The organism is Olivibacter sp. 47, assembly GCF_030372825.1.
Classification (GTDB): domain Bacteria; phylum Bacteroidota; class Bacteroidia; order Sphingobacteriales; family Sphingobacteriaceae; genus Olivibacter; species Olivibacter oleidegradans.
In genome coordinates this window covers 3306085-3326760 of the sequence record NZ_JAUCNR010000001.1, presented here as the reverse complement: position 1 = coordinate 3326760, position 20676 = coordinate 3306085, and the positions used below count along the sequence as shown (strand labels likewise).

At 39.2% G+C, this 20676-nt stretch carries 25 protein-coding genes; 19 read left to right on the top strand and 6 right to left on the bottom strand.

The genetic code is table 11. The features are described 5' to 3' along the window. The first annotated feature begins 10 nt into the window (after positions 1–10). The 3 genes from QT327_RS14510 (at position 11) to QT327_RS14500 (ending at position 2769) form a co-directional block, all read left to right on the top strand. Positions 11–748: a DUF72 domain-containing protein gene (locus QT327_RS14510; RefSeq protein ID WP_130855900.1), complete on the top strand. Its 738-nt coding sequence runs from the start codon at positions 11–13 to the stop codon at positions 746–748. Positions 749–816: 68 nt separating this feature from the next. Next, positions 817–1491 carry an SRPBCC family protein gene (locus QT327_RS14505; protein ID WP_130855901.1) on the top strand — a complete coding sequence of 225 codons (675 nt, stop codon included), beginning with the start codon at positions 817–819 and terminating at the stop codon, positions 1489–1491. A gap of 87 nt (positions 1492–1578) precedes the next feature. After that, complete coding sequence (locus QT327_RS14500) at positions 1579–2769, top strand: zinc-dependent alcohol dehydrogenase (RefSeq protein ID WP_289553164.1); 1191 nt, start codon at positions 1579–1581, stop codon at positions 2767–2769. Here the strand turns inward: QT327_RS14500 and QT327_RS14495 are convergent. Next, positions 2766–3485 carry an FRG domain-containing protein gene (locus QT327_RS14495; protein WP_130855902.1) on the bottom strand — a complete coding sequence of 240 codons (720 nt, stop codon included), beginning with the start codon at positions 3483–3485 and terminating at the stop codon, positions 2766–2768. The two genes, QT327_RS14500 and QT327_RS14495, sit on opposite strands and share 4 nt — an antisense overlap. A gap of 104 nt (positions 3486–3589) precedes the next feature. Here QT327_RS14495 and QT327_RS14490 point away from each other — a divergent pair, with 104 nt between their 5' ends. The 4 genes from QT327_RS14490 to treZ all read left to right on the top strand — a co-directional run bounded on the left by QT327_RS14490 (position 3590) and on the right by treZ (position 7181). Further along, entirely contained in the window at positions 3590–4045 is a 456-nt protein-coding gene (locus QT327_RS14490) for a hypothetical protein (protein ID WP_149105708.1), read from the top strand. A gap of 474 nt (positions 4046–4519) precedes the next feature. Continuing rightward, positions 4520–4747: a hypothetical protein gene (locus QT327_RS14485; protein ID WP_130855904.1), complete on the top strand. Its 228-nt coding sequence runs from the start codon at positions 4520–4522 to the stop codon at positions 4745–4747. Between the two features lie 37 nt (positions 4748–4784). Further along, positions 4785–5300 (top strand): ferritin-like domain-containing protein, encoded by a 516-nt coding sequence (locus tag QT327_RS14480; RefSeq protein WP_013667047.1) that lies wholly within the window; start codon positions 4785–4787, stop codon positions 5298–5300. 72 nt (positions 5301–5372) lie between these two features. Beyond that, positions 5373–7181, top strand: a complete 1809-nt coding sequence (gene treZ, locus QT327_RS14475; RefSeq protein WP_130855905.1) for a malto-oligosyltrehalose trehalohydrolase — start codon at positions 5373–5375, stop codon at positions 7179–7181. Between the two features lie 74 nt (positions 7182–7255). Here the strand turns inward: treZ and QT327_RS14470 are convergent, their stop codons facing one another. Next, complete coding sequence (locus QT327_RS14470) at positions 7256–7849, bottom strand: PAS domain-containing protein (RefSeq protein ID WP_130855906.1); 594 nt, start codon at positions 7847–7849, stop codon at positions 7256–7258. 268 nt (positions 7850–8117) lie between these two features. Between QT327_RS14470 and QT327_RS14465 the strand changes: the two genes are divergently transcribed. The 8 genes from QT327_RS14465 to QT327_RS14430 all read left to right on the top strand — a co-directional run bounded on the left by QT327_RS14465 (position 8118) and on the right by QT327_RS14430 (position 13485). Then, the gene (locus tag QT327_RS14465) at positions 8118–8537 is read left to right on the top strand and encodes a hypothetical protein (RefSeq protein ID WP_130855907.1); all 420 of its coding nucleotides are present in this window, start codon (positions 8118–8120) and stop codon (positions 8535–8537) included. 97 nt (positions 8538–8634) lie between these two features. Then, positions 8635–9570, top strand: a complete 936-nt coding sequence (locus tag QT327_RS14460; RefSeq protein WP_130855908.1) for a DMT family transporter — start codon at positions 8635–8637, stop codon at positions 9568–9570. Positions 9571–9690: 120 nt separating this feature from the next. Further along, positions 9691–9867, top strand: coding sequence for a microviridin/marinostatin family tricyclic proteinase inhibitor (locus tag QT327_RS14455; RefSeq protein ID WP_130855909.1), 177 nt, complete (start codon positions 9691–9693; stop codon positions 9865–9867). A 61-nt stretch (positions 9868–9928) separates the two neighbouring features. After that, the gene (locus QT327_RS14450; RefSeq protein ID WP_341273586.1) at positions 9929–10903 is read left to right on the top strand and encodes an MvdC/MvdD family ATP grasp protein; all 975 of its coding nucleotides are present in this window, start codon (positions 9929–9931) and stop codon (positions 10901–10903) included. Beyond that, entirely contained in the window at positions 10893–11888 is a 996-nt protein-coding gene (locus tag QT327_RS14445; RefSeq protein WP_130855911.1) for an MvdC/MvdD family ATP grasp protein, read from the top strand. Before QT327_RS14450 ends, QT327_RS14445 begins: the two co-directional genes overlap by 11 nt. 119 nt (positions 11889–12007) lie before the next feature. Then, the gene (locus tag QT327_RS14440) at positions 12008–12670 is read left to right on the top strand and encodes a chloramphenicol acetyltransferase (protein ID WP_130855912.1); all 663 of its coding nucleotides are present in this window, start codon (positions 12008–12010) and stop codon (positions 12668–12670) included. Next, positions 12655–12843, top strand: a complete 189-nt coding sequence (locus tag QT327_RS14435) for a VOC family protein (RefSeq protein WP_041387554.1) — start codon at positions 12655–12657, stop codon at positions 12841–12843. Before QT327_RS14440 ends, QT327_RS14435 begins: the two co-directional genes overlap by 16 nt. A gap of 279 nt (positions 12844–13122) precedes the next feature. Then, complete coding sequence (locus tag QT327_RS14430; RefSeq protein ID WP_013667037.1) at positions 13123–13485, top strand: response regulator; 363 nt, start codon at positions 13123–13125, stop codon at positions 13483–13485. Between the two features lie 59 nt (positions 13486–13544). Here QT327_RS14430 and QT327_RS14425 read toward each other — a convergent pair whose 3' ends face one another. Genes QT327_RS14425 through QT327_RS14410 form a run of 4 tightly spaced genes read right to left on the bottom strand, consistent with a single transcriptional unit; the run spans position 13545 to position 16898 of the window. After that, positions 13545–14273, bottom strand: a complete 729-nt coding sequence (locus tag QT327_RS14425; RefSeq protein WP_130855913.1) for an SDR family oxidoreductase — start codon at positions 14271–14273, stop codon at positions 13545–13547. An 11-nt stretch (positions 14274–14284) separates the two neighbouring features. Continuing rightward, complete coding sequence (locus QT327_RS14420; protein WP_130855914.1) at positions 14285–15283, bottom strand: glycosyltransferase; 999 nt, start codon at positions 15281–15283, stop codon at positions 14285–14287. A gap of 36 nt (positions 15284–15319) precedes the next feature. Then, positions 15320–16411, bottom strand: coding sequence for a glycosyltransferase family 9 protein (locus QT327_RS14415; RefSeq protein WP_130855915.1), 1092 nt, complete (start codon positions 16409–16411; stop codon positions 15320–15322). Beyond that, complete coding sequence (locus tag QT327_RS14410) at positions 16404–16898, bottom strand: YbhB/YbcL family Raf kinase inhibitor-like protein (RefSeq protein ID WP_130855916.1); 495 nt, start codon at positions 16896–16898, stop codon at positions 16404–16406. Before QT327_RS14410 ends, QT327_RS14415 begins: the two co-directional genes overlap by 8 nt. A 479-nt stretch (positions 16899–17377) precedes the next feature. Between QT327_RS14410 and QT327_RS14405 the strand changes: the two genes are divergently transcribed. The 4 genes from QT327_RS14405 to QT327_RS14390 all read left to right on the top strand — a co-directional run bounded on the left by QT327_RS14405 (position 17378) and on the right by QT327_RS14390 (position 20675). Continuing rightward, positions 17378–17662 (top strand): hypothetical protein, encoded by a 285-nt coding sequence (locus QT327_RS14405; RefSeq protein ID WP_013667031.1) that lies wholly within the window; start codon positions 17378–17380, stop codon positions 17660–17662. Positions 17663–18011: 349 nt separating this feature from the next. Further along, positions 18012–19325: an amino acid permease gene (locus QT327_RS14400; protein ID WP_289553156.1), complete on the top strand. Its 1314-nt coding sequence runs from the start codon at positions 18012–18014 to the stop codon at positions 19323–19325. A 29-nt stretch (positions 19326–19354) separates the two neighbouring features. After that, complete coding sequence (locus QT327_RS14395; RefSeq protein ID WP_130855918.1) at positions 19355–19981, top strand: hypothetical protein; 627 nt, start codon at positions 19355–19357, stop codon at positions 19979–19981. A gap of 13 nt (positions 19982–19994) precedes the next feature. After that, on the top strand, positions 19995–20675 hold the full coding sequence (locus tag QT327_RS14390; protein ID WP_130855919.1) for a DUF2490 domain-containing protein: 681 nt from the start codon (positions 19995–19997) through the stop codon (positions 20673–20675). Position 20676 lies beyond the last annotated feature (1 nt).

Here is a 20676-nt window from a genome sequence, read left to right as displayed (position 1 = left end):
ACGAGATCTCATGGCAAAAAGGAAAGGAGTAGCGTATATTGGGACCTCTGGGTGGCACTACAAACATTGGAAAGGGCCGTTTTATCCCGAAGGACTAAAAGAATCGGAACAATTAACATACTTCGTAACGAAAATTCCGACGGTAGAGCTCAATAATTCCTTTTATAGACTACCTTCTTCCGAAACGTTCAGCAATTGGTATCGCGCGGTGCCGGCGCATTTTAAATTTGCAGTAAAAGGAAGCCGATTTATAACACACTTAAAAAAACTGAAAGTACAAAAAGAGGTTGTTGACGAGTTTATTGAGCATGCGGGACACCTTAAAGACAAATTAGGGCCAATACTTTTTCAATTACCTCCAAAATGGAATATTAATGAGCAGCGGCTGATCGATTTTCTGAAACTTTTACCGAAAGATCATCGCTTTACCTTTGAATTTAGGGACGGGTCTTGGTATGAGGATCGAATTTATCATATACTTGAAAAAGCGAATTGTGCCTTTTGCATCTATGAATTAGCTGGTCATCAATCACCAATTATTGTGACTGCCGACTTTGTTTATATCCGATTGCATGGCCCGGGCGCTAAGTATCAGGGCAATTATACCGACGAACAGTTGCGCAAATGGGTTGATCGATGCCAAGAATGGCAAAACGAGGGTAGAGATGTTTATGTATATTTCGACAACGACCAATCGGGCTTTGCTGCATTAAATGCCCAAAGCATGCAAAAAATGCTTACCGAATAACTTGCCATCCAAGAATCGTATGCGGTATGACGAGCCGTCTTTATATTTTACAGAAATACCCTTAAAATATGGAAACCATGAACAGCGATGATGATAAAATAAATGTAAATACCATTGAACGAATTATTTCAGTAGGTTTCGGCGCATTGCTTTTGCGAAGTTCATTGAAAAAATTCAACCTTTTGAAGACAATTCCTAGTATCTATTTAATATATAGAGGAATTACAGGTAGGTGTTTATTATATAATGCGATTGATCTGGATAGCACTGAAAGACATAATGTTAATGTTAGGAGTTATTTTACTATTAATAAGCCTCGTGAGGAGCTTTATCAGTATTGGAGAAATCTAGAAAATCTTCCTTCATTCATGGAACATCTTCTATCGGTAAAAGTTCAGGAGAATAAATCTACCTGGACTGCTAAAATACCAGGGTATCACCGTGAGATTACATGGGATGCGGAAATTGTAAAGGATGAACCAAATGAGCTAATCGGATGGCAATCGATTCGTAATCCACTGATTTTTAACGCCGGAAAAGTGGTATTTAAAGATGCTCCAAATAATCAAGGTACCGAAATAACGGTCATCTTTAGCTATAGACCTCCCGCCGGTATTTTAGGAGAAGGGCTTGCAAAAGTACTAAATAAGCCTTTGGAGTATTTAATAGCAAATGAAGTAAGGGGCTTTAAACAAATAATGGAAACGGGAGAACGAGCGACGAACAAACTGAATAAAGAATAAGTATTTACAGCATGCTGTTGTTCGATTCAACAATCTAAGATGATGTATAAACACTCGCCGAACAGGTGACACGATAGAATTATAAATATGAAAGCATTATGTTGGAATGGCGTTAGGGACCTCAAGGTAGAACGTATACCTGATCCTACTATTGTAAATCCAAAGGACGCAATAGTTAAAGTTACGATGAGTTCGGTTTGCGGGTCCGACTTGCATCTTATAAACGGTTTTGTCCCGAGCATGAAAGCAGGCGACGTAATCGGCCATGAGTTTATAGGAGAAATCGTAGCGATCGGAAAAGAGGTAAAGGGATTACAAGTAGGCGACCGGGTGGTGGTTGTTTCTGTTATCGGCTGTGGAGAGTGCCACTATTGTAAGCAACAAACCTGGTCGCTTTGCGACAATTCGAATCCAAATGCCGGATTACAAGAAAAGATTTATCAATATCCGACAGCAGGTATTTTTGGATATTCGCATTTATTTGGAGGATACGCAGGTAGTCATGCCGAATTTATACGCGTTCCATTTGCAGAATACGGGGCCTTTAAAATTCCGGAAGACATACCTGACACCAAGGCAGTTTTCGTTTCCGACGGTATTCCCACCGGCTTTATGGCGGCAGAAATGGCCTCCATAAAGCCAGGAGATATCGTGGCGGTTTGGGGCGCAGGAGGTGTCGGACAAATGGCAATACAGAGTGCTTACTTAATGGGCGCTGAAAAAGTTATTGCAATTGATCGATTTGACTACCGTTTGGCAGCGGCTGCCACCTATAGCCATGCAGAAGTGTTAAATTATGAAGCAACGGATATATTGGAGGCGTTGAAGGAGTCAACAGGAGGAAGGGGCCCGGACTGTTGCATCGATGCAGTCGGGATGGAGGCCCATACGACTGGGATGGAACATTATTACGATCGATCCAAGCAATTCTTAAGACTGCAATCCGATCGCCCGGCGGTGTTAAGACAAGCTATAACGGCCTGTAGAAAAGGTGGAACGGTATCAGTTGTGGGCGTATATGCCGGTTTAGTTGATAAAATCCCAATGGGTCTGTTTTTGAATAAAGGTCTGACAATGCGAGGTGGACAAATGCACGGGCAACGTTATGTCCCTCGGCTTTTTGAGCATATCCGCAACGGAAAAATAGATCCATCTTTTTTATTGACACACCCGATGTCATTGGAGGAAGGAGCGTATGCATACCGCATTTTTAATGATAAACTAGATAATTGTATGCGTGCAGTGTTCATACCTTCTCAATCATTCGTTGGCGACTAATGAAAAAATTTCCATTGAAGCAATGAACAAAGCCCTTCAAGCTCTGGAAAAACACTAAAGGCATTTACGCCCAATGTGTGTAATTCATCGCGAACGGACTCTTGACATTTTCCAGGAATCATGATTTTGAGTAACCGAGATGCAAAGTCTTCTTCCTGATGTAGGGAAAGTCTTTTTTTAATGGATTCCGTGCTTTGAACAGTAAAAACACCTGATTGATTATTGATACGTTGCTTGATGATCCGAGGTCGGAACAACCTTGTCTTATTTACCGTAAAGGGATTATGATTCTCTTTCATATTTAAATAGTGTGCTTCCGTAGCCATCAATATCCATATAGTAGCATAGGGTTGCCGGGATCGCTCCATCTTATATTGCTCGGTAGCAAACCATAGCGCTGTTAAGGCATTATTCGACCAATCTAAGAGGCGTGTAGGCAGTCCATAATGTTGACCCAGGGTGAGGTAATCCCAATCATTCATTGCTTGATGTTCCTTCACCAATAAGAAATTTGCCCTTTTAAACTCTTCAAGTAATTGTTGCTCAACTTTCAGAAGATCTCCCTTAGGGCGTAATCTAAGTAATTTCGAAACCAGAGGATAATCAGCCGCCTGGCCCCTAAAAAGAAAGTCATGGCTTTCCCTTTCGTTCTGTTTTCTCTTAAAATCTTTAATGGTATCAAGATATTCGTTGACAGAGGTAATTTCTGCTTCCATCACATGATGTTTCTGAAATATATACTAAAAACGTACCGAAGGCCGTACAGTCTGTGAAAACCGGCATGTATATCGCTTTTTATTACATAACATAAACTTGTGATATGAAACCAACAAAAGCTTTTTTTCCAAGCATTGTCGGCACCACAGCAATGACGATCTTCAGCTATGCTGTTTCCGGCTCACGAGAGGAAAACTTCAAAGAACCGAAACTTCTCGCTGAGCTAACATCAGATTTTTTTGCAAAAGAATACAAATACATAGCTAAGCCGGGTGGTTGGGGTATGCACTATGCGATGGGACTTGCAATGGCGACTGTTTTTCAAGAGTTTTGGAAACAAAGAAAGCGGAAGCCTAATGTAAAGGATAGCGCTTATGCGGGGCTAATTAGCGGTTTAACCGGTATTCTTATTTGGCAAACTCTTTTTAAGGTGAGTGCTAATTCACCAAAAGTTTCTATTAAGCGTTATTACGGCCATTTAATTTTAGCACATTTGATTTTTAGTGCCGGCGTCGCGTTAACAAGCAGATTAGTAAGCCCTTTTAAAAAATATAGGTAGATTCATTCAATCGCCATAAACTTAGTACCGTCGGGTACAACGGCAGCGCCGCTCACTTTCATTTTACTTTTCATCATTGGAAAGTGCACCTTTTCCAACCTCCGTTCTTTCTTCTTAAACAGATAATCACTTAACAAAGGAAGGCACTATAATCATATCCACAAAACAACTAATATCTAGGCCTTTAATAGATCGCCACTGTAGGTAGTTTTGGTCGGTGGGAAGTGCTGTTTTTCTACCGGTTATATCAGAAATTAGGACATAGAAAAAATCTTGCCAAATATGCATAAAAAATAATATGAAAAACGAATATCGACATCCATACAGTGGATGCTGTAATAAACACATCTTATCAGCCAATTTTAACCTCGAAGAGTTTCTGTTCTTTTTTTTACGAAACCAACCCGCTATTTAGGCACAAATCCTGTAACTCTATTATCAACTAATCTTATGAGAGATCAAAACAGAACAAGTATGGGAAAAGATAAAAATGGCAGTTTCGTGCCACCAAAAGGACGTCCTTCGGGCACAGGCCGAGAAAGTAGCGGACTACGTGATGCGTTTGCCGTTACTGGGTTAGATGAAGACAATGAACTGGCGGAAAAATATACCAGCGGTCCGGATAAGCCGGCAGCAGGTATTACAATTAGGCATCAAAATAGAAATGTCGACAAGGGACGGGATAGAGAAGAAGAGCGGTAAATTAAATAAAAATCGGTGAACATAAAACAGTAAGATTATGGCAAATTCAAAAAAAAACACAGAAGGAATGCCCAATGCGCATCTGCATGAATTATTTGTAGACGAATTGCGAGATATTCTAGGAGCCGAAAAGCAACTTTTGAAAGGTTTGAAAAAGATGGCCTCCAAAGCCAATGGTGAAACCCTAAAAAACGCATTTCAGGAACACCTATCGCAAACAGAAGAACATGTGGAGCGATTAAAAAACGTATTTGATTCCATAGGTCTAACAGCAAGGGGAAAAAAATGCAAGGCAATGGAAGGGCTGTTGAATGAGGCGGAAGAAATAATGGAAGAATTTGAAAATGGGGAAGTGTTAGATGCTGCTTTAATATCCGCAGCCCAAAAAGTGGAGCACTATGAAATTGCAAGCTATGGATGTCTGGTAACCTATGCCAAATTGATGGAACATTCGGAAGCGGAGGAATTGCTAGCCACTACTCTTAATGAGGAAAAGGAAACAGACGTGAAATTAACGGACATTGCCATGTCTGAAGCCAATGTTGCTCAATAGTTCATTAGTTTTATTTAAGTGCAAAGCCCCAGTCAGTTTTAGATTGGGGCTTTGATTTATTTCATACCCCGCATGATAGGAGCAATATATAATCGTAATCAAGTAAATTTTAGCGTATGGGCACCCCTTAAGGAAACAATGGTGCTACACATTGTATCACCTAAGGAGGCGAAATATAACATGAAACCAACTAGCGAGGGCTATTTTTGTTACAAGCTGAAAGATGCAACCGGTATCATTCGATATTTTTATCAACCTGATGATAATGAAAAGGATTATCCTGACCCGGCCTCACGTTTTCAACCAGAAGGTGTACACGGTCCCTCTCAGGTAATTGACCATGCGCGGTTTCCATGGGAGGATGCCAACTGGCGCGGCATTGCTTCCCACCAATTACTTTTATATGAGCTACACGTGGGTACCTTTTCAGATGAAGGGACATTTGAAGGGGTGTTATCGAGGCTTGACGACTTGAAAACCTTAGGCATTACCGCGCTGCAGCTGATGCCTATTTGCCAATTTCCCGGGTTGCGAAATTGGGGTTACGACGGAGTTTATCCCTTTTCGGTTCAAAATTCTTACGGTGGTCCGATGGGGCTCAAAAAACTGATTAACAAATGTCACGAAAAGGGGCTAGCTGTTTTCATTGACGTAGTCTATAATCATTTAGGCCCGGAAGGAAACTATCTTGGCGAATATGGCCCGTACTTTACTGATAAGTATATGACTCCTTGGGGCCAGGCGATCAATTTAGATGGGGAATGGAGTGACGGTGTCCGTAATTACCTTTTGGCAAATATTGCGGAGTGGTTTGTTCATTACCACGTGGACGGTTTGCGAGTTGATGCTATCCATGCCATGTTTGATAATGGATCAGTTCCTTTCTGGGAGGTGGCCTGTGCCTATGTAAAGGAGCTTGAACGTGAGTTGGGGCGCCGATTATATATGATCGCTGAAAGCGATTACAATCATCCCCGGATAATTCAGCAAGGGAGCGGAGGACTTGGTTTTGATGGACAATGGTTAGACGATTTCCATCACGCATTATATACGCTGGTCTTTCCGGAGGGGAAAAAATTTTATCAAGATTTCGGAAAGATAGAACAGCTTTCCAAAGCATATAAAGAGGGCTTTGTACACACCGGTGAGTACGTGGAAGCGAGAAAGAAAAGATTCGGTGCTTCCTCTGCCGGTATACCGGGTAGTAAATTCGTGGTCTTTAATCAAAATCATGATCAGATAGGAAATAAAGGGCAAGGCGAACGTCTATCAACCAGTTTGGACTTTGAAAGACTCAAAATAACGGCAGGCGCTGTTATTCTATCACCCTACATTCCGATGTTGTTTATGGGAGAAGAATATGGTGAAAAAAATCCATTTTCTTATTTTATTAATCACGGTGATCCACAGCTGATAAGAGCGGTAAAGGATGGTAGAAGAAAGGAATTTGGAACGTTTATGGATAAAGAGGATGTATCAGCACCGGAAGATCCCGACGTATTCGAACGCTCCAAATTAAATTGGGATAAGCGAACAATAGGAAAGCACGCAATGATATTGGATTGGTACAAAAAACTGATCAAGCTTCGGTTTTCTGATCCGGTTTTTTCTAACTTTAATAAAAAAGATATACAAGTCAATGTGATCGATAGGCTTCTTGTCCTACAACGAGTGAACGAAGGAGGAAGAGATAATACATTATGTCTTTTTAATTTCTCCGAAGACGAAACTATGTATAAGATACCTATCGGCTTCCCTTATTGGAAGGAACTACTTTTTCATGATCACTCACCGGTTTATTACCAAGGGACTTCGGTGGCTATTACACCGTGGGCGGTGTGGATATTAAAGACTCTCGAAGCGCAAGAAGAAGTATATTAAATAGCATTTGCCAATCATCTCCATACGAGTGATTATCGCATTTCTTCGAATAATATAGGATATGCGATCAATCACTAAGGGTTCTGACGGCCGACAAAGTCATTGATAATCTGTATGCTCATTTTGCTATTTTTTTCGATAGACGTAATAATCTTTTGTATATCTTCCTCGTTCAATGATTTCAATCTTTCGTTTAGCAAACGGGATAGATTTTTGATGTTGCCCAAAGGCCCACCTAAATCATGCAATAGAATATGAAGGATGGAGTCTTTTTTATCATTCAGCTCATTCAAATAGTCTATATCTTCCTTTATTGTTGTGATGTCAGTCACATAACCTAAAAATAGTTCTTTATCTAAACTATTGTCAATACGTGCATATAGAGAAAGGATACATGTTTTCTCGTTAGGGAGTATCGTCCTGAATTCAAAATCGGTGAGCGAATTTCCCTGACGTAAAAATGGGAGATATTTTTTCAAACGCCGGACATCATCCGGATGAATAATACGAGTGAGTTTATTTATACTCTTATCGCCGGAGCGGATGCCGAAAAAAGACTCAAATGATGTGTTAGCATAGCAAAAAAGCTTATCTGTTAAACTGTATATGAAATAATAGCGATTGTCTTCCGCAATAAGTGAAAGTAAAAGTTCCTCAATATTCTTCATAAAGAGTGTATTTGGAAGTTAATCGTTTGTTACCCCAATATTAAATCGGTTAAATTAACAAAAAAGAATTGCAATAGCTACAAAGTTTGTGAACATTTGGCCCCTATGTACTTCATAGTAAATCAATGACAGGCTACAATCTAACTGTTGTATAAAATTCCGTTTAATATAAACGACTGAAACAACGAGCTTGGTTTTTGATTACATAAATTCGTAGTTTTGCATTAAATTCTCTCAGTGTACATTAGTAATAATTGCGGATACATTATTGGAAACACCCTTTCAAACAGCGAAACTGGGCAACAGACCGATTATCTTCCTTAAAAAAAGAATTGAAACCTTCGATTTTAAGGTCTATACATTGTTTCTTTTTAAAATTGATCCCATTGTAGCAAAGGAGGAAATTATACAATATTGCCGAAGCTATAATGCAGATAAACTCTCTAATACGACACTTTACGCATTTATTTTTTTTGACAACGAGAAATATGCTGATTTTCCTAAACGAGCTGCTACCTACATTTATAATACGCTGGAGGATAGCCTAGCTGTCCAACATATTAAAGCTGTATACATCTCCAATGTTATTAACGGTTTTAGCAAGCTTTTTTATTATCCAACAAGTTATTTCTTTGGTCACGCGGAAGAACACTATTATCTGGATGGTTTAACAAAGAATATAAAGTAGGCATACAATAACTGTATCTCTCAAATTTACCGGAAATGTAACCCTGATCACTCGATTATTTTATCGAGATTTGACTTAGGTTAAAATCCGCTTAAATATGGCTAACGATTTACTTAAAGCTTATTTTGCCCTCGCTGTTGTTTGTATAGTATGGGGCACTACTTATTTTGCTATGCGCATTGGTGTGAATACCATTCCGCCTTTTTTATTTTCCGGATTTAGGCAGGTTGTGGCAGGAGGAATACTATTGCTTTTCCTAAAGATAACCGGCAAGTTGAACGCGCTTACCAGGACTAATTTTATACGTCAAGCAATCCCCGGAATACTGATGATTACGCTTGGTAATGGTGTTGTAGGTTGGAGCGAAAAATTTATTCCCAGTGGTTTAGCTGCATTGATTGTCTCTATCATGCCTGTGTACATCGTTGTCGTTAGTTTTGTAAGCGGGGTAGATCGTAAAATGCCAAATATAGCAATAGTCGCAGGACTAATCATGGGGACTTTGGGTATTATACTCATTTTCAACGATAATTTGAGTGATTTGTCTAATCCATCCTATTTTACGGGAATGCTCGTAGCTTTCGGTGCAGCCTTAGCCTGGGCATCAGGAAGTGTGTACACAAAATATAAACCATCAAAGGCTGATCCACTTGTTAACGCCGCTATGCAAATGCTCATCGGGGGCATAGTGCTGCTACTAATGAGCCTTTTTTTAGACGACTTTAAATTAATTCAGCCAGTTTCCAGTGATAGCTTTTGGGCTTTAGTGTATCTGATTGTGATAGGATCGCTTCTATCATATCCCTGCTTTATTTATGCTTTGGATAAATTACCAGTGGGATTAGCTTCCATCTACGCTTACATCAACCCGCTTATTGCCTTAATGCTTGGCTTCTTTTTACTAAACGAAAAATTGACGACGATGTCGCTGCTAGCGTTATTTACGACTTTAACCGGTGTCTATTTTATCAACAGAGGCTACCGTCAGAAAAATCACACGCTTCGTTTGACAAGCTCAAGAAGAGAACCGTAATTATTGGTTATTTTAAATAATTTAAACATATATGTAGCATAATTTCATCAAGATTCGTCTACTAAGTAGTAATGCGTATTACTTTTTGTTTATTATTTATTTATTTAAAAACTAACAGTTATGGAAACTAAAAATCAAATGAAGAAACCCTTCTTTGCCAGATTCTTAGAAGGACAAACAGCTCAAAATGCTAAAAATCAGGATGGTAATCAGCAATCTCCAAAGTCCGAGCTTCATCAATCGCCGGATTGGAATGTTACGTTGAAGTTCCCTTCGGACAGTGACGAGGGTCTGTAAGGTATCTGAATCTTAGCATCTACAAGGGGTTGGCGCCGACCTCTTGTCCATTTTGATTGACATGATCTTATGTATTACCCATTCCAGTGACTTTTATACTATCGACATCGTTCAAAACGCCTTAAATCGTATGGGTGTACCATCAATCCGGTTAAATGTTGATGAATTTGCGATAAATTATAAAATTCATTACGATTTTACGGATAACGGACGGCAACTTTACCGATTAAATATAAACGGGTTAACCATTGAATCTTCTCAAATCACGGCCGTTTGGTATCGCAAGTTATGGGACTTAACAGTTCCCGGCGATTTGGATCTAACTTATCGATCTGTGTTCGTGAAAGAGTACCGTACCTATTTACAGTTATTCTTTGATAGTTTGAAAGATTTATATTGGATAAATGATATGCAAGTAGACCATGCTGTTGGGGGCAACAAAATATATCAACTGAAAATTGCGAATAGCGTCGGTTTACGGGTTCCCAAAACCACTATTAGTAATGAAGCGGCAACTATCCGAGCGTTCTATAAATCCTGCGTAAACGGAACGATCATGAAGCTTCATGGTGCTTTAGAGAAAAGTATGCATGCCAAATCGTTTCTTCCAACCATAAAGCTGGCCGATGAAGACTTGAAGAACCTGGAAGAGTTATCCTACTGCCCTATGATCTTTCAAGAGTATATAGACAAGTTATATGAATTACGGATAATTTATGTTGATGGTGAGTTTTTCACCGGGAAAATTCAGCATAAAGAGATGCAGACTGACTGGAGAATCACTCGGGGGACCTCTCCATCTTGGGAGCGATATCCACTGCCAAATGAAATAAAGCATAAATTACGAAGGATGATGCAACGCTTAAATCTGGGCTTCGGAGCGATTGATATGATAAGGAATAGGGAAGGTGCTTATATCTTCCTTGAAGTTAATCCGCAGGGTGAATGGGGTATGCTCCAAAAAGAACTAAATTATAAGATCGGAGAAACACTAGCAGAAAAACTAATTGAGCACGCAAGGAAAAATGAACAATAAGAAAGTATTAATTATTACCCACGAAGGTGATAACGCCTGTGTAGCAAACGTTACAGATCATATAGAACAGATTGGTGGTAACGTAATACGATTTGATGTAGATAAGTATCCAACAACGGCCTCCTTAACAAGTTCATACAACAAACAGGGGTGGTCTGTTGAGCTAGAAGGAACAATGGCTCAATTGTTGGACGACAATCTTACCGGTGTTTGGTATCGCAGAAGCCATTACATTGGTAGAAACCTTAAAAACCTAATCCATGATGCTTATTTACCCGCGACATTGGGAGAGGTTAAACGGACGCTCTATGGAATGGTAGAATCGTTGCCCTGCTTTCAGATGGAACGTTACAGCACCTATCGACGATTAGATAGCAAAGAAGAACAATTGAAAATAGCACATAAATACGGTATGCAGATTCCTGCAACCTGCATCAGTAATTCGCCACAGAAGATAAAAGAATTTATGCAGCAAGTTGGGGGTGAGTTTGTTGCCAAGATGCAAAGCTCTTTTGCAATTGTTAAGGATAATATAGAACAAGTTGTATTTACAACTCTTTTAGATCCTGAGGATATTGAACAATTGGAAGACATTCAATATTGTCCTATGATCTTCCAAGAAAAGATAGAAAAAAAACTAGAATTGCGTGTGACCATTGTAGGCTACGAGTTTTTCGCCTTTAGCATCGATTCCCAAAAGCAGGAAGACACAAAGATTGATTGGCGTAAAGATGGACTTAGCTTGATAAACGAATGGAAACCTTTTCAGCTGCCGGAGAGAATAAAGAAAAGCCTGACACTTTTGATGGATTATTATCAATTGAACTATGGGGCCATTGATCTCATTGTAACTCCCGATGATGAATATTATTTTTTAGAAATTAATCCGGCAGGTGAATATTTTTGGCTGGACCAAATGTGCGGGCATGCCATTTCACAACAGATCGCCAAGGTACTTATAGGAGCCGCATTAAGAAGAGAGTAACAACATGCAAAAACGATCCGGTGATTTTTTTGTATTAATTGTATATTCTATTAGTCTCTATCAACAGCATAAACCAAGTGTTAGGGGCATGAATAAGAAAGTTAATATTAATAAGTGAAATGACAGCATCTTTTTTGCCTATAGACCTCAATACATGGCCGCGAAAGCCTTATTTTGATTACTTTTATTATCAATTGAAGACCAAGTACAATGTCAATCATCACTTGGAAATAACCGCGTTGCTCAATTCCATTAAAAAAAGACAGCTGAAATTTTATCCTACGTTTCTCTATCTTATAACAAAAACGGTGAATCAAAACGAAGCGTTTAGAATGGCTTTCGATGAAAATGGCATTTTGGGACTTTGGAACTTTTTAGTGCCATCATATACGATTTTTCACAAGGACGATAAAACATTTTCGGATCTATGGAGCCCTTATTACACGGGGTTTAATGACTTTTATACCACCATTTTGCACGACATGGAACAATACCGAGATATCAAAGGTATTCGTGTGAAGGCCGGACGTCCTGCTAACTTCTGTCCCATTTCTGCACTTCCATGGTTAAGCTTTACAAGTATTAGCCAAGACACTTACAGTGACTCGGATCTACTTGTTCCTATCATTAGATTTGGTAAGTACTATCAAAATATGGAAAAAACCCTACTGCCATTTTCTATATATGTACATCATGCAGTGGCCGACGGTTATCATACATCCAAATTTATTAATGAGCTGCAGGACTTATGCCGGGAAATTGATGATTGGATAGATTCGTAGATGCTAAGGGATCGAAAAGTCGCAAAACTGATCATTATTGGAAACATCTTATCAAAGAAGGGGGCACCGAAGTCGCTTGTGGCTGGCTAACAGATAAATTTGGAATAAGTTGGCAGATTATTCCAAAGAAACTGAGTGCATTAGTAGGAAATCCGGAAAAGCCCCAAGGGTGATGGCTGTTTTGATGCAAATGAAAAAAGTTGATCATTGCTGATTTGGAAAATGCATAACTGTGTTTCTGCTTTTCTATCTTCTTATGTCCACCGTATTAAACTCGTCGGGTGCCCTCTTTTTTGAGCTTATATGCGGGACCTGCTTTTACAATGTTTACAGTGACATATAAAGTATACAGATATCTACTGAATATACACATAACGGCATGCCTTAAACGGTTGATTTTCATTGTGGCCTGAGAATTGCTTATATATGCTGATCGTAAAAAGTAGACACGAATGAAGAAGTTGATTTATATTCTTGAAGATGAGTCGGATATAAGGGATATATTATCTATTTTCTTATCTGAATATGCAGAGGTAAAAACTTTTGGGAACATTAAAAGCTTTAAAGAAGCCATGCTGGCTGTTATTCCTCATCTATTTTTACTGGATATAAATCTCCCTGATGGAAATGGATTGGAACTTGCAACTGATATTTCTAAAAATCAATTGGCTAAGAACAAACCAATAGTTATTATGTCTGCCCACGCAAAAGGTGATGATTTGCAAAAAAGAAAAGAGATTAGTGCTTTTATTTCAAAACCTTTTGACTTAAGTCAGATGGAGCAAAAAGTAGTCGAATTATTAGAAGCATCTTAGTGATTTGGATAAAAGAAAAGACGGGCAATATGAAGTCACTGCCCGCCTAAAGGCGCGACCTATGGCCAGGATGTCTCAGTCATGGGAAGTACCATAATTTCCGGGATCACAGTTTCTTTTGGTAGTGATAGCACATACCGAACAGTATCGGCTACATTTTCAGGATCTTGTAGCAAATTAACATCGATGTCGGGGAAACGCTCCAGTAGAAAGGGGGTTTTCATTCCTCCGGCAATTACGGCAGTGACCTTTATACCCTCTTTACGCCCTTCCACGTGTAGGGCATGACTAAAGCCCAGCAATCCCCATTTACTCGCGTGATAGGGAGAGGCGTTAGCCCAAGCTCGTTTGCTCGCTGTCGACACGATATTCACAATATGTCCTTGTCCATTCTTTTTCAAATATGGGAAAGCGCTTTTTGAAACAATAAAGGGGCCACGAAGATTGACACTCATTACTTGGTCCCATTCATTGAGGCTTAATTCTTCCACTGATTTAGTATAATCTACTCCTGCATTGTTTATTATCACATCAAGTCGGCCAAAATGGTCTACTACTTGTTTTAGTACGTTTATCACACTGGTTTCATCACTTACGTCCATCACATATGATTGTGCATTGCATCCGGCAGCTGATATTTCCGCTGACGTATGTACCAAATCATTTTCTCTTACATCTGTTAATGCAATGCTGGCACCGTCTCTTGAAAGCCTCTTACAAATTGCTGCTCCTAGACCACGACCAGCTCCGGTAACTAAAACTACTTTATCTTGCAGTGAATTTTCCATAATATATATTGTTAATAATTTGTCTGATTAGATTGCCTCAATTGCATTGATTTTTCGATTACTAGTTCGAACGCGTCCAGCCAGTCGCGAATGAATCGATCCATTCCAAAGTTTTGTATTGCTGTCTCCCTAGCATTATCCCCCAATTTTTTGGCGTGAAGTGGATCATCGAGCAACAACTGCATTTTATTTATCAAATATGACACATCCGTATGAATGTACCCAGACTTTCCATTGTCTACGGTCATGGCCATCTCCGTAGTCGCTAAGCCTATAATTGGTAAGCCTACCATCATCGACTCACAGACTGCCAAACCTAAACTTGTGTAACGTATCGGATTAAAGAAAAAACGATACTTCGAAATGAAGGATGGTAGCTCAGGAGGCGCTATCTCTCCCAATCCACCGGCCACTTCCGATTCCATACCGATTAGATCTAAAGGAACATACTTTTGCACTTGCTTAAAAATATCGTAACCTAATCGCCTCCCTCGCTTCGCTATGCCATTGATTACTACAACTCCTTTTTCAAGCACTCCGGTATAATTGACGTCTTTAGGGATCAAAACTCCATGTTGGATCACTCTAGTAGGTGTACGATTATTGTCCCACATCAGATTGTTAAAATGGGTTACATGTATTAATAGGACCTCAGGATCATCTACTATATGCCGCGTATCGGTAGGTACCTCTCTCGGTGGATCATGTTCTAAATAAATCTTAGGTAGAACTCTTTGACGTTCATCTAAAATTTCATACTGATCTTCGAGGTAGTTCTTTCTCGACTGGAACAAAATGCAATCAAAATCCATGTCCTTTAGTTCAGAAACCGGTACCTCATATACATTGTCTCCCCATTTAAAAGTTCCGGAGCGACCGCCGTATCCTTCCGGTCTATCAGACATTACCGGTAGATAGAACTGGCACGGTACCTGAGAAAGGTAGTAAAGATAACTACCATGTATATGCCAGGTTAAAATTCTTAATGGCTTTTGCGATATTATTTGCATAACTGTCTATTTATATTTCTTCGTACATTCTTGCTTCTATTTATCATTTAATAAAATTTTCACTTCCCTTAAAACTTCACTTACTTCAATGCCTCTTACGAACGAAAAAAGGTGTTCACAATTAAGATCCCGAGGTTCAAAAGGGTAAGGTTCATTCGGAACGACACCGCACCTAGGGCATTGCATATCCCACGATATAACAAATCGGTGCTTTTTCGTAAATAGCGGTCCCCATTTAGCGAAGTTGGGTGCCCAATATATACCTACCGTTTTAGCGCCAGCAGCCCTTGCCAAATGAAGCGGTCCTGTATCGTTAGAAACGACCAATTCACTTTTGGCAAAAAGTGCTCCGAGCGTTCCCAGGGATACGTTGCGGCAGGCGTAAAAAGCCTGATTTTGCATAGTTGCAATGATTTCCTGAAGGTATTGTTCATCCTCATTGTCGCCAGTGAATAGGACAGTAACCCCGCTTTTTACAAGCTCGTCCGCCAATTGTGCAAATTTATCCGGAAGCCATCGCCTTCGAAGATCCTTAGCACCGGGATGCACAATGATGTAAGGCTGACTAATAACCAAATTTTGCAAAATCTCCTTTGCATTGGCATACTCAGCAGGAAACAGGGTAATTTCGGGCTCTAAAGTATAGAGCAATGCCCCCACTAAATCTATCAGCTCTAAATAGCGCATTACCTCGTGCTGATAATGGACAAAAGGAATGCAGTAATCTGTATCTATGGCCTCCCTGCATGTATGCCCTATTGTCACGCGGGCGTTTAATTTGCTTATAAAGGGATTGGACGCTATACCTCTGCCTTGAAAATGAATAGCTAGATCGAACTTCTCTTCTTGCATACGTTGAAAAAAATGGTCTATTTCTGCTTGATCTGCCTCTTTTCCTTCTTCATCCCGAATACCTTTATACAGGGGAACCACAACAACACGATCGATTACCGTTCGCTTTTTGACAAGAAATTCGGCGTGCCAAGGACTTCCCAGCAGTACAATCTCAGCCTCTTCATAAGCGTGTTTAAGAGCATGAATGGCTGGCAGGGTAACAAGAAAATCTCCAAGAGCGTTGGCTCTTAGAACGGCTATTTTTTTTACCTCTTTCTCTTTAATTTTATTCATCTGTTGTAGCGTCGGTTACTTCATCCGATAAGTCATTTATATATGTGCCACTATCACAAATCCCTACTAAATCAGCAAAGTCAATAATATGTTCTTTCATCAGCTCTTTGATTGTGGCAGGTTCGGTGGCTGCCGATAATTCTAAGCGTGTATCCAGTGCATATAATCTGAATACATAATGATGAATCCCTTTGAAGTATTTTGGGCAGGGGCCTTCATAGCCAAACGTATGATTATTGCACAAACCTTCAATTCCACCGGCAGGTACCTGCCCTTCTTCAATTAACGTAGTGGCAGGAGGAATATTAAAAACATGCCAATGCGTCCATGGGACTGGAGAAGCGTCTATATCTTCGATCAACAATACTAAGCTTTCGGCATCAGAAGGAACACCTTCAAATACGAACGATGGGCTAACATTTGAGCCTAAACATGTAAATCTTTTCGGAATCTCGGTACCTGGTTCAAAAATGCTTCGTATTTTCATCTGTTTTTTTTTTCTTCGTCAAACTATTCATGCATCGTAAAGCGCAAAATCTGCCACGAATACAACCTCGCTATAATCATTTTGATTATCGAAAATTCCGTATCTTAATGATTGCCAGAACCGGACAGACAAGCACAAACTCCTATCCAAAAAAGGAAAAGCTGTGAAGTAACTGCATCTAAAAAAGTCGTAAATAAGCGAAGAGAAGTGCTTTAGGTATAAAATTCAACGTAATTTCTTTTTCAATATCAGCACAACGTCAAGGAAAAATTAGAAAAGGAGAAAGCAGTTTATACAAAGAAGTGAACAACGGAGAACCTTTTTTAGGACAGTAATAAAACGTTGCCACTCCTTTATTAATCTTCATGGCTACGAAGAAGGCCACATCTACGCTCTTTTTCTCATACTGTTTGTGTAAAAGATGTATAATCATATTGTTTCATTTTAATTTAATTTTATATCGCTAAAACAAACTTATTATGGAGAATTTTAAAGCTTTATCAGCCTTCCCTGATCATTTGCAAAAGTACTTGCTTGAGCATCCCGAGGAATTGCCTACTGAAGTCAACATGACAAATTTTAAAGTGAAGCCCTTTCAAAATGCATGGACCGATATCCGGTTAAGTGCAGATTATGAATATACACGTTACATGGATGTCGTTTTTATTGATGGTGAAAAATACCCTAACAAATTACACAGTTATCTGGTTACCTACTCGAGCTCTAAAAATATTATTAATCTGAAGAGAATTATACTTTCTTAGTCCGACACTTATCTTAAGTTATTATCTTGCTGACACTTAATTGGTTTAAACCAATTAACGGTAACCATGGCGACCTTCCATTGAATTGCCCACATAAAGCATCGGCAGTAACCCATATGCAACACGGCGTTACTGCTGATAATTTCAAAATAATCACAACAAAACGCATATATCTTTTACCTTTGCTTTTTACTAAGTAAAAACTAATAGATTTTGGAAAATCTTCACGAAAACACGTCAAATCAGCAAGAACTTAAACGGGGATTATTAAATAGACATATACAGCTTATTGCTTTAGGCGGCGCCATCGGTACCGGCTTATTTTTGGGAATTTGGACCGGCAGCCGTTATGGCAGGTCCTGCCGTTGTCTTCGGTTATGCAATAGCAGGTTTCATCGCCTTTCTAATTATGCGGCAATTGGGAGAGATGGTGGTTGAAGAACCGGTATCAGGAAGCTTCAGTCATTTTGCGTATAAGTACTGGGGAGCCTTTCCAGGTTATGCATCGGGATGGAATTACTGGATCTTGTATATCTTGGTGAGCATGTCGGAGCTGACCGCCATAGGCATTTATGTACAATTTTGGTGGCCTGAAATCCCACTTTGGGCATCCAGTTTGTTTTTTTTCCTCGTCATAAATGCCATTAATCTAGCCTCTGTGAAAATATACGGAGAAGCTGAGTTTTGGTTCTCAATTGTTAAGGTGATTGCCATTATTGCGATGATCCTTTTTGGCACCTATCTCCTAATTACCGGGAAGGGCGGAGAAGAAGCAAGTATTCGTAATTTATGGAATGATGATGGTTTCTTTCCAAAAGGTCTGTTTAGTATCGATGAAGGAGGGAATTACCAAGGTTTACTTACGGCTATGGCTTTGATTATGTTTTCTTTCGGAGGCCTGGAATTAATTGGTATTACAGCAGCAGAGGCAGAGAACCCCGAAAAAAACATCCCAAAGGCAACCAATCAAGTAATTTACCGTATTCTAATTTTTTATGTCGGTGCCTTACTGATTTTATTTTCCTTGTCTCCATGGCGAGAAATTACGACCGGTAGCAGTCCCTTTGTTGCTGTTTTTGACACTTTAAAGGGTTTTGAATTTACAGTCTTAGGTAAAACGTTCTCTTTTACAAGCATTATAGCCAATGTGTTAAATATTATTGTACTCACTGCAGCATTATCTGTTTACAACAGTAGCGTTTATAGCAATAGCAGAATGCTGTTCGGATTGGCGAAGCAAGGCAATGCACCCCGATTTTTGTCGAAGCTGAACAGAAACCACGTCCCGATAATGGCTATTTTAGTTTCGGCTATCTTTGCTGCTATTTGCATTGTTATTAATAAACTAATGCCCGAGCAAGCATTGGGGATTCTTATGTCTTTAGTGGTGTCGTCGTTGATTATCAATTGGATTATGATAAGTATTACCCACTTGTTTTTTCGTAAAGCAAAAAATGTTGAGCAGCTAAAATCAAAATTCCCAACGTTCCTATATCCTTTTACAAATTATATCTGCCTATTGTTCCTAATTGGTGTGCTCGTTATCATGTGGCTTACGGGTATGAAAACGCCCGTTGAACTGATTCCCATCTGGTTAATACTATTATATGTGAGTTATTTGGCCGTAAAAAGAAATAAACAAAAAACCACCGACAGATTTTAGGTGTTTTAACCTAAAGCAATTATAGATCGATGACCCTAATATATTGCATAGAAAATAAAGGGATTGCACGCAGATTAAGAATATTATTTATTCTTGCTTTTTCTATCTTGTCACAGCCTATCGAAGCGCAAGAGAAATTAGAAAGAGAATACAGGATAGCGGCGGAACATGTGCCTGAAAAAGCAAAATCCTTTATTAAAGCTACTTATTTGAATGCAAAGGCAAAATGGTATAGAGAAGAAGGTCTAAGCGGTTTTACGTTAGAAGCAAAACTTAAATGGAAGGGACAGCGACACAGTGTAGAATTCGACACATTAGGGAATTTACAGGATATCGAGATAGGCATTAAGTTTGAAGAGGTTGAAGACATAGCCAGGAAGCAAATTGAAACCCACTTACAAACTAACTTTCAACATTATAGAATTGTCAAAACACAAGTACAATTGAAAGGCTCTTCTGCTCAACTTCAGCGAATCGTTGGTAATCAAACCAGGGAAACTACAGAAGAACTCATAATAAATTATGAACTTATTATAAAAGCGAAAAGCAGCGAAGATAAGATCAATAGCTTTTACGAAATTCTTGTTAATAAACAAGGTGAGGTAATTAAATTGTCTAAAATTGTAGAACGTGCCGTAAATCATCTCATATTCTGATTATAAAACACAAATGAAGAACCATTTCCTGTTCGGGTATTTCTTTTTATTTTGCATTTCATCTTTACGTGGGCAGGATCGCTACCAATTAGGGGTTATTCCTCAAATTAATAATGAATTTAGCTTAGGTGACCGATATGAGCTAAATTCAAAAGTAGAGATACGACAACTGTTAAAAGATGGTCCTTCAAACCTTACTGCACAAAAAGGATTTCATTTTGAAAGAAGCGATTTTGAAACAATATTAAACAGAAAGCTAAGCCCTTTAGACGGAGTGGGTGTGGGGTATCTCCTTCGAATTGAAGAAGGAAAGTTAGTCCATCGTTTCATTCAACAATATGCTCATGTTCAAAATAAAATAGGCTTTCGACTTGCCCATCGTTTTCGAAGTGACCAAACCATAACCGATAATGAATGGTCGTTCAGAATCCGGTACCGACTAAGTTTTGAAAAGCCATTAGAAGGTTTAGAGATAGATCCTAAAGAGTTTTACTTAAAAATTAACAACGAATATCTTCCAACCTATGCGAAAAAAGAACTGGATGTAGAGATTAGACTGCTTGCCTCGCTTGGATATAATTTATCTGATAAAATGAAATTCGAGACCGGTTTCGATTATAGAGCTGAAGATATAATAGCAAAAAATACGGAACACCAATGTTGGCTCAATTTGGGGTGGTTTCATAGCTTTTAAA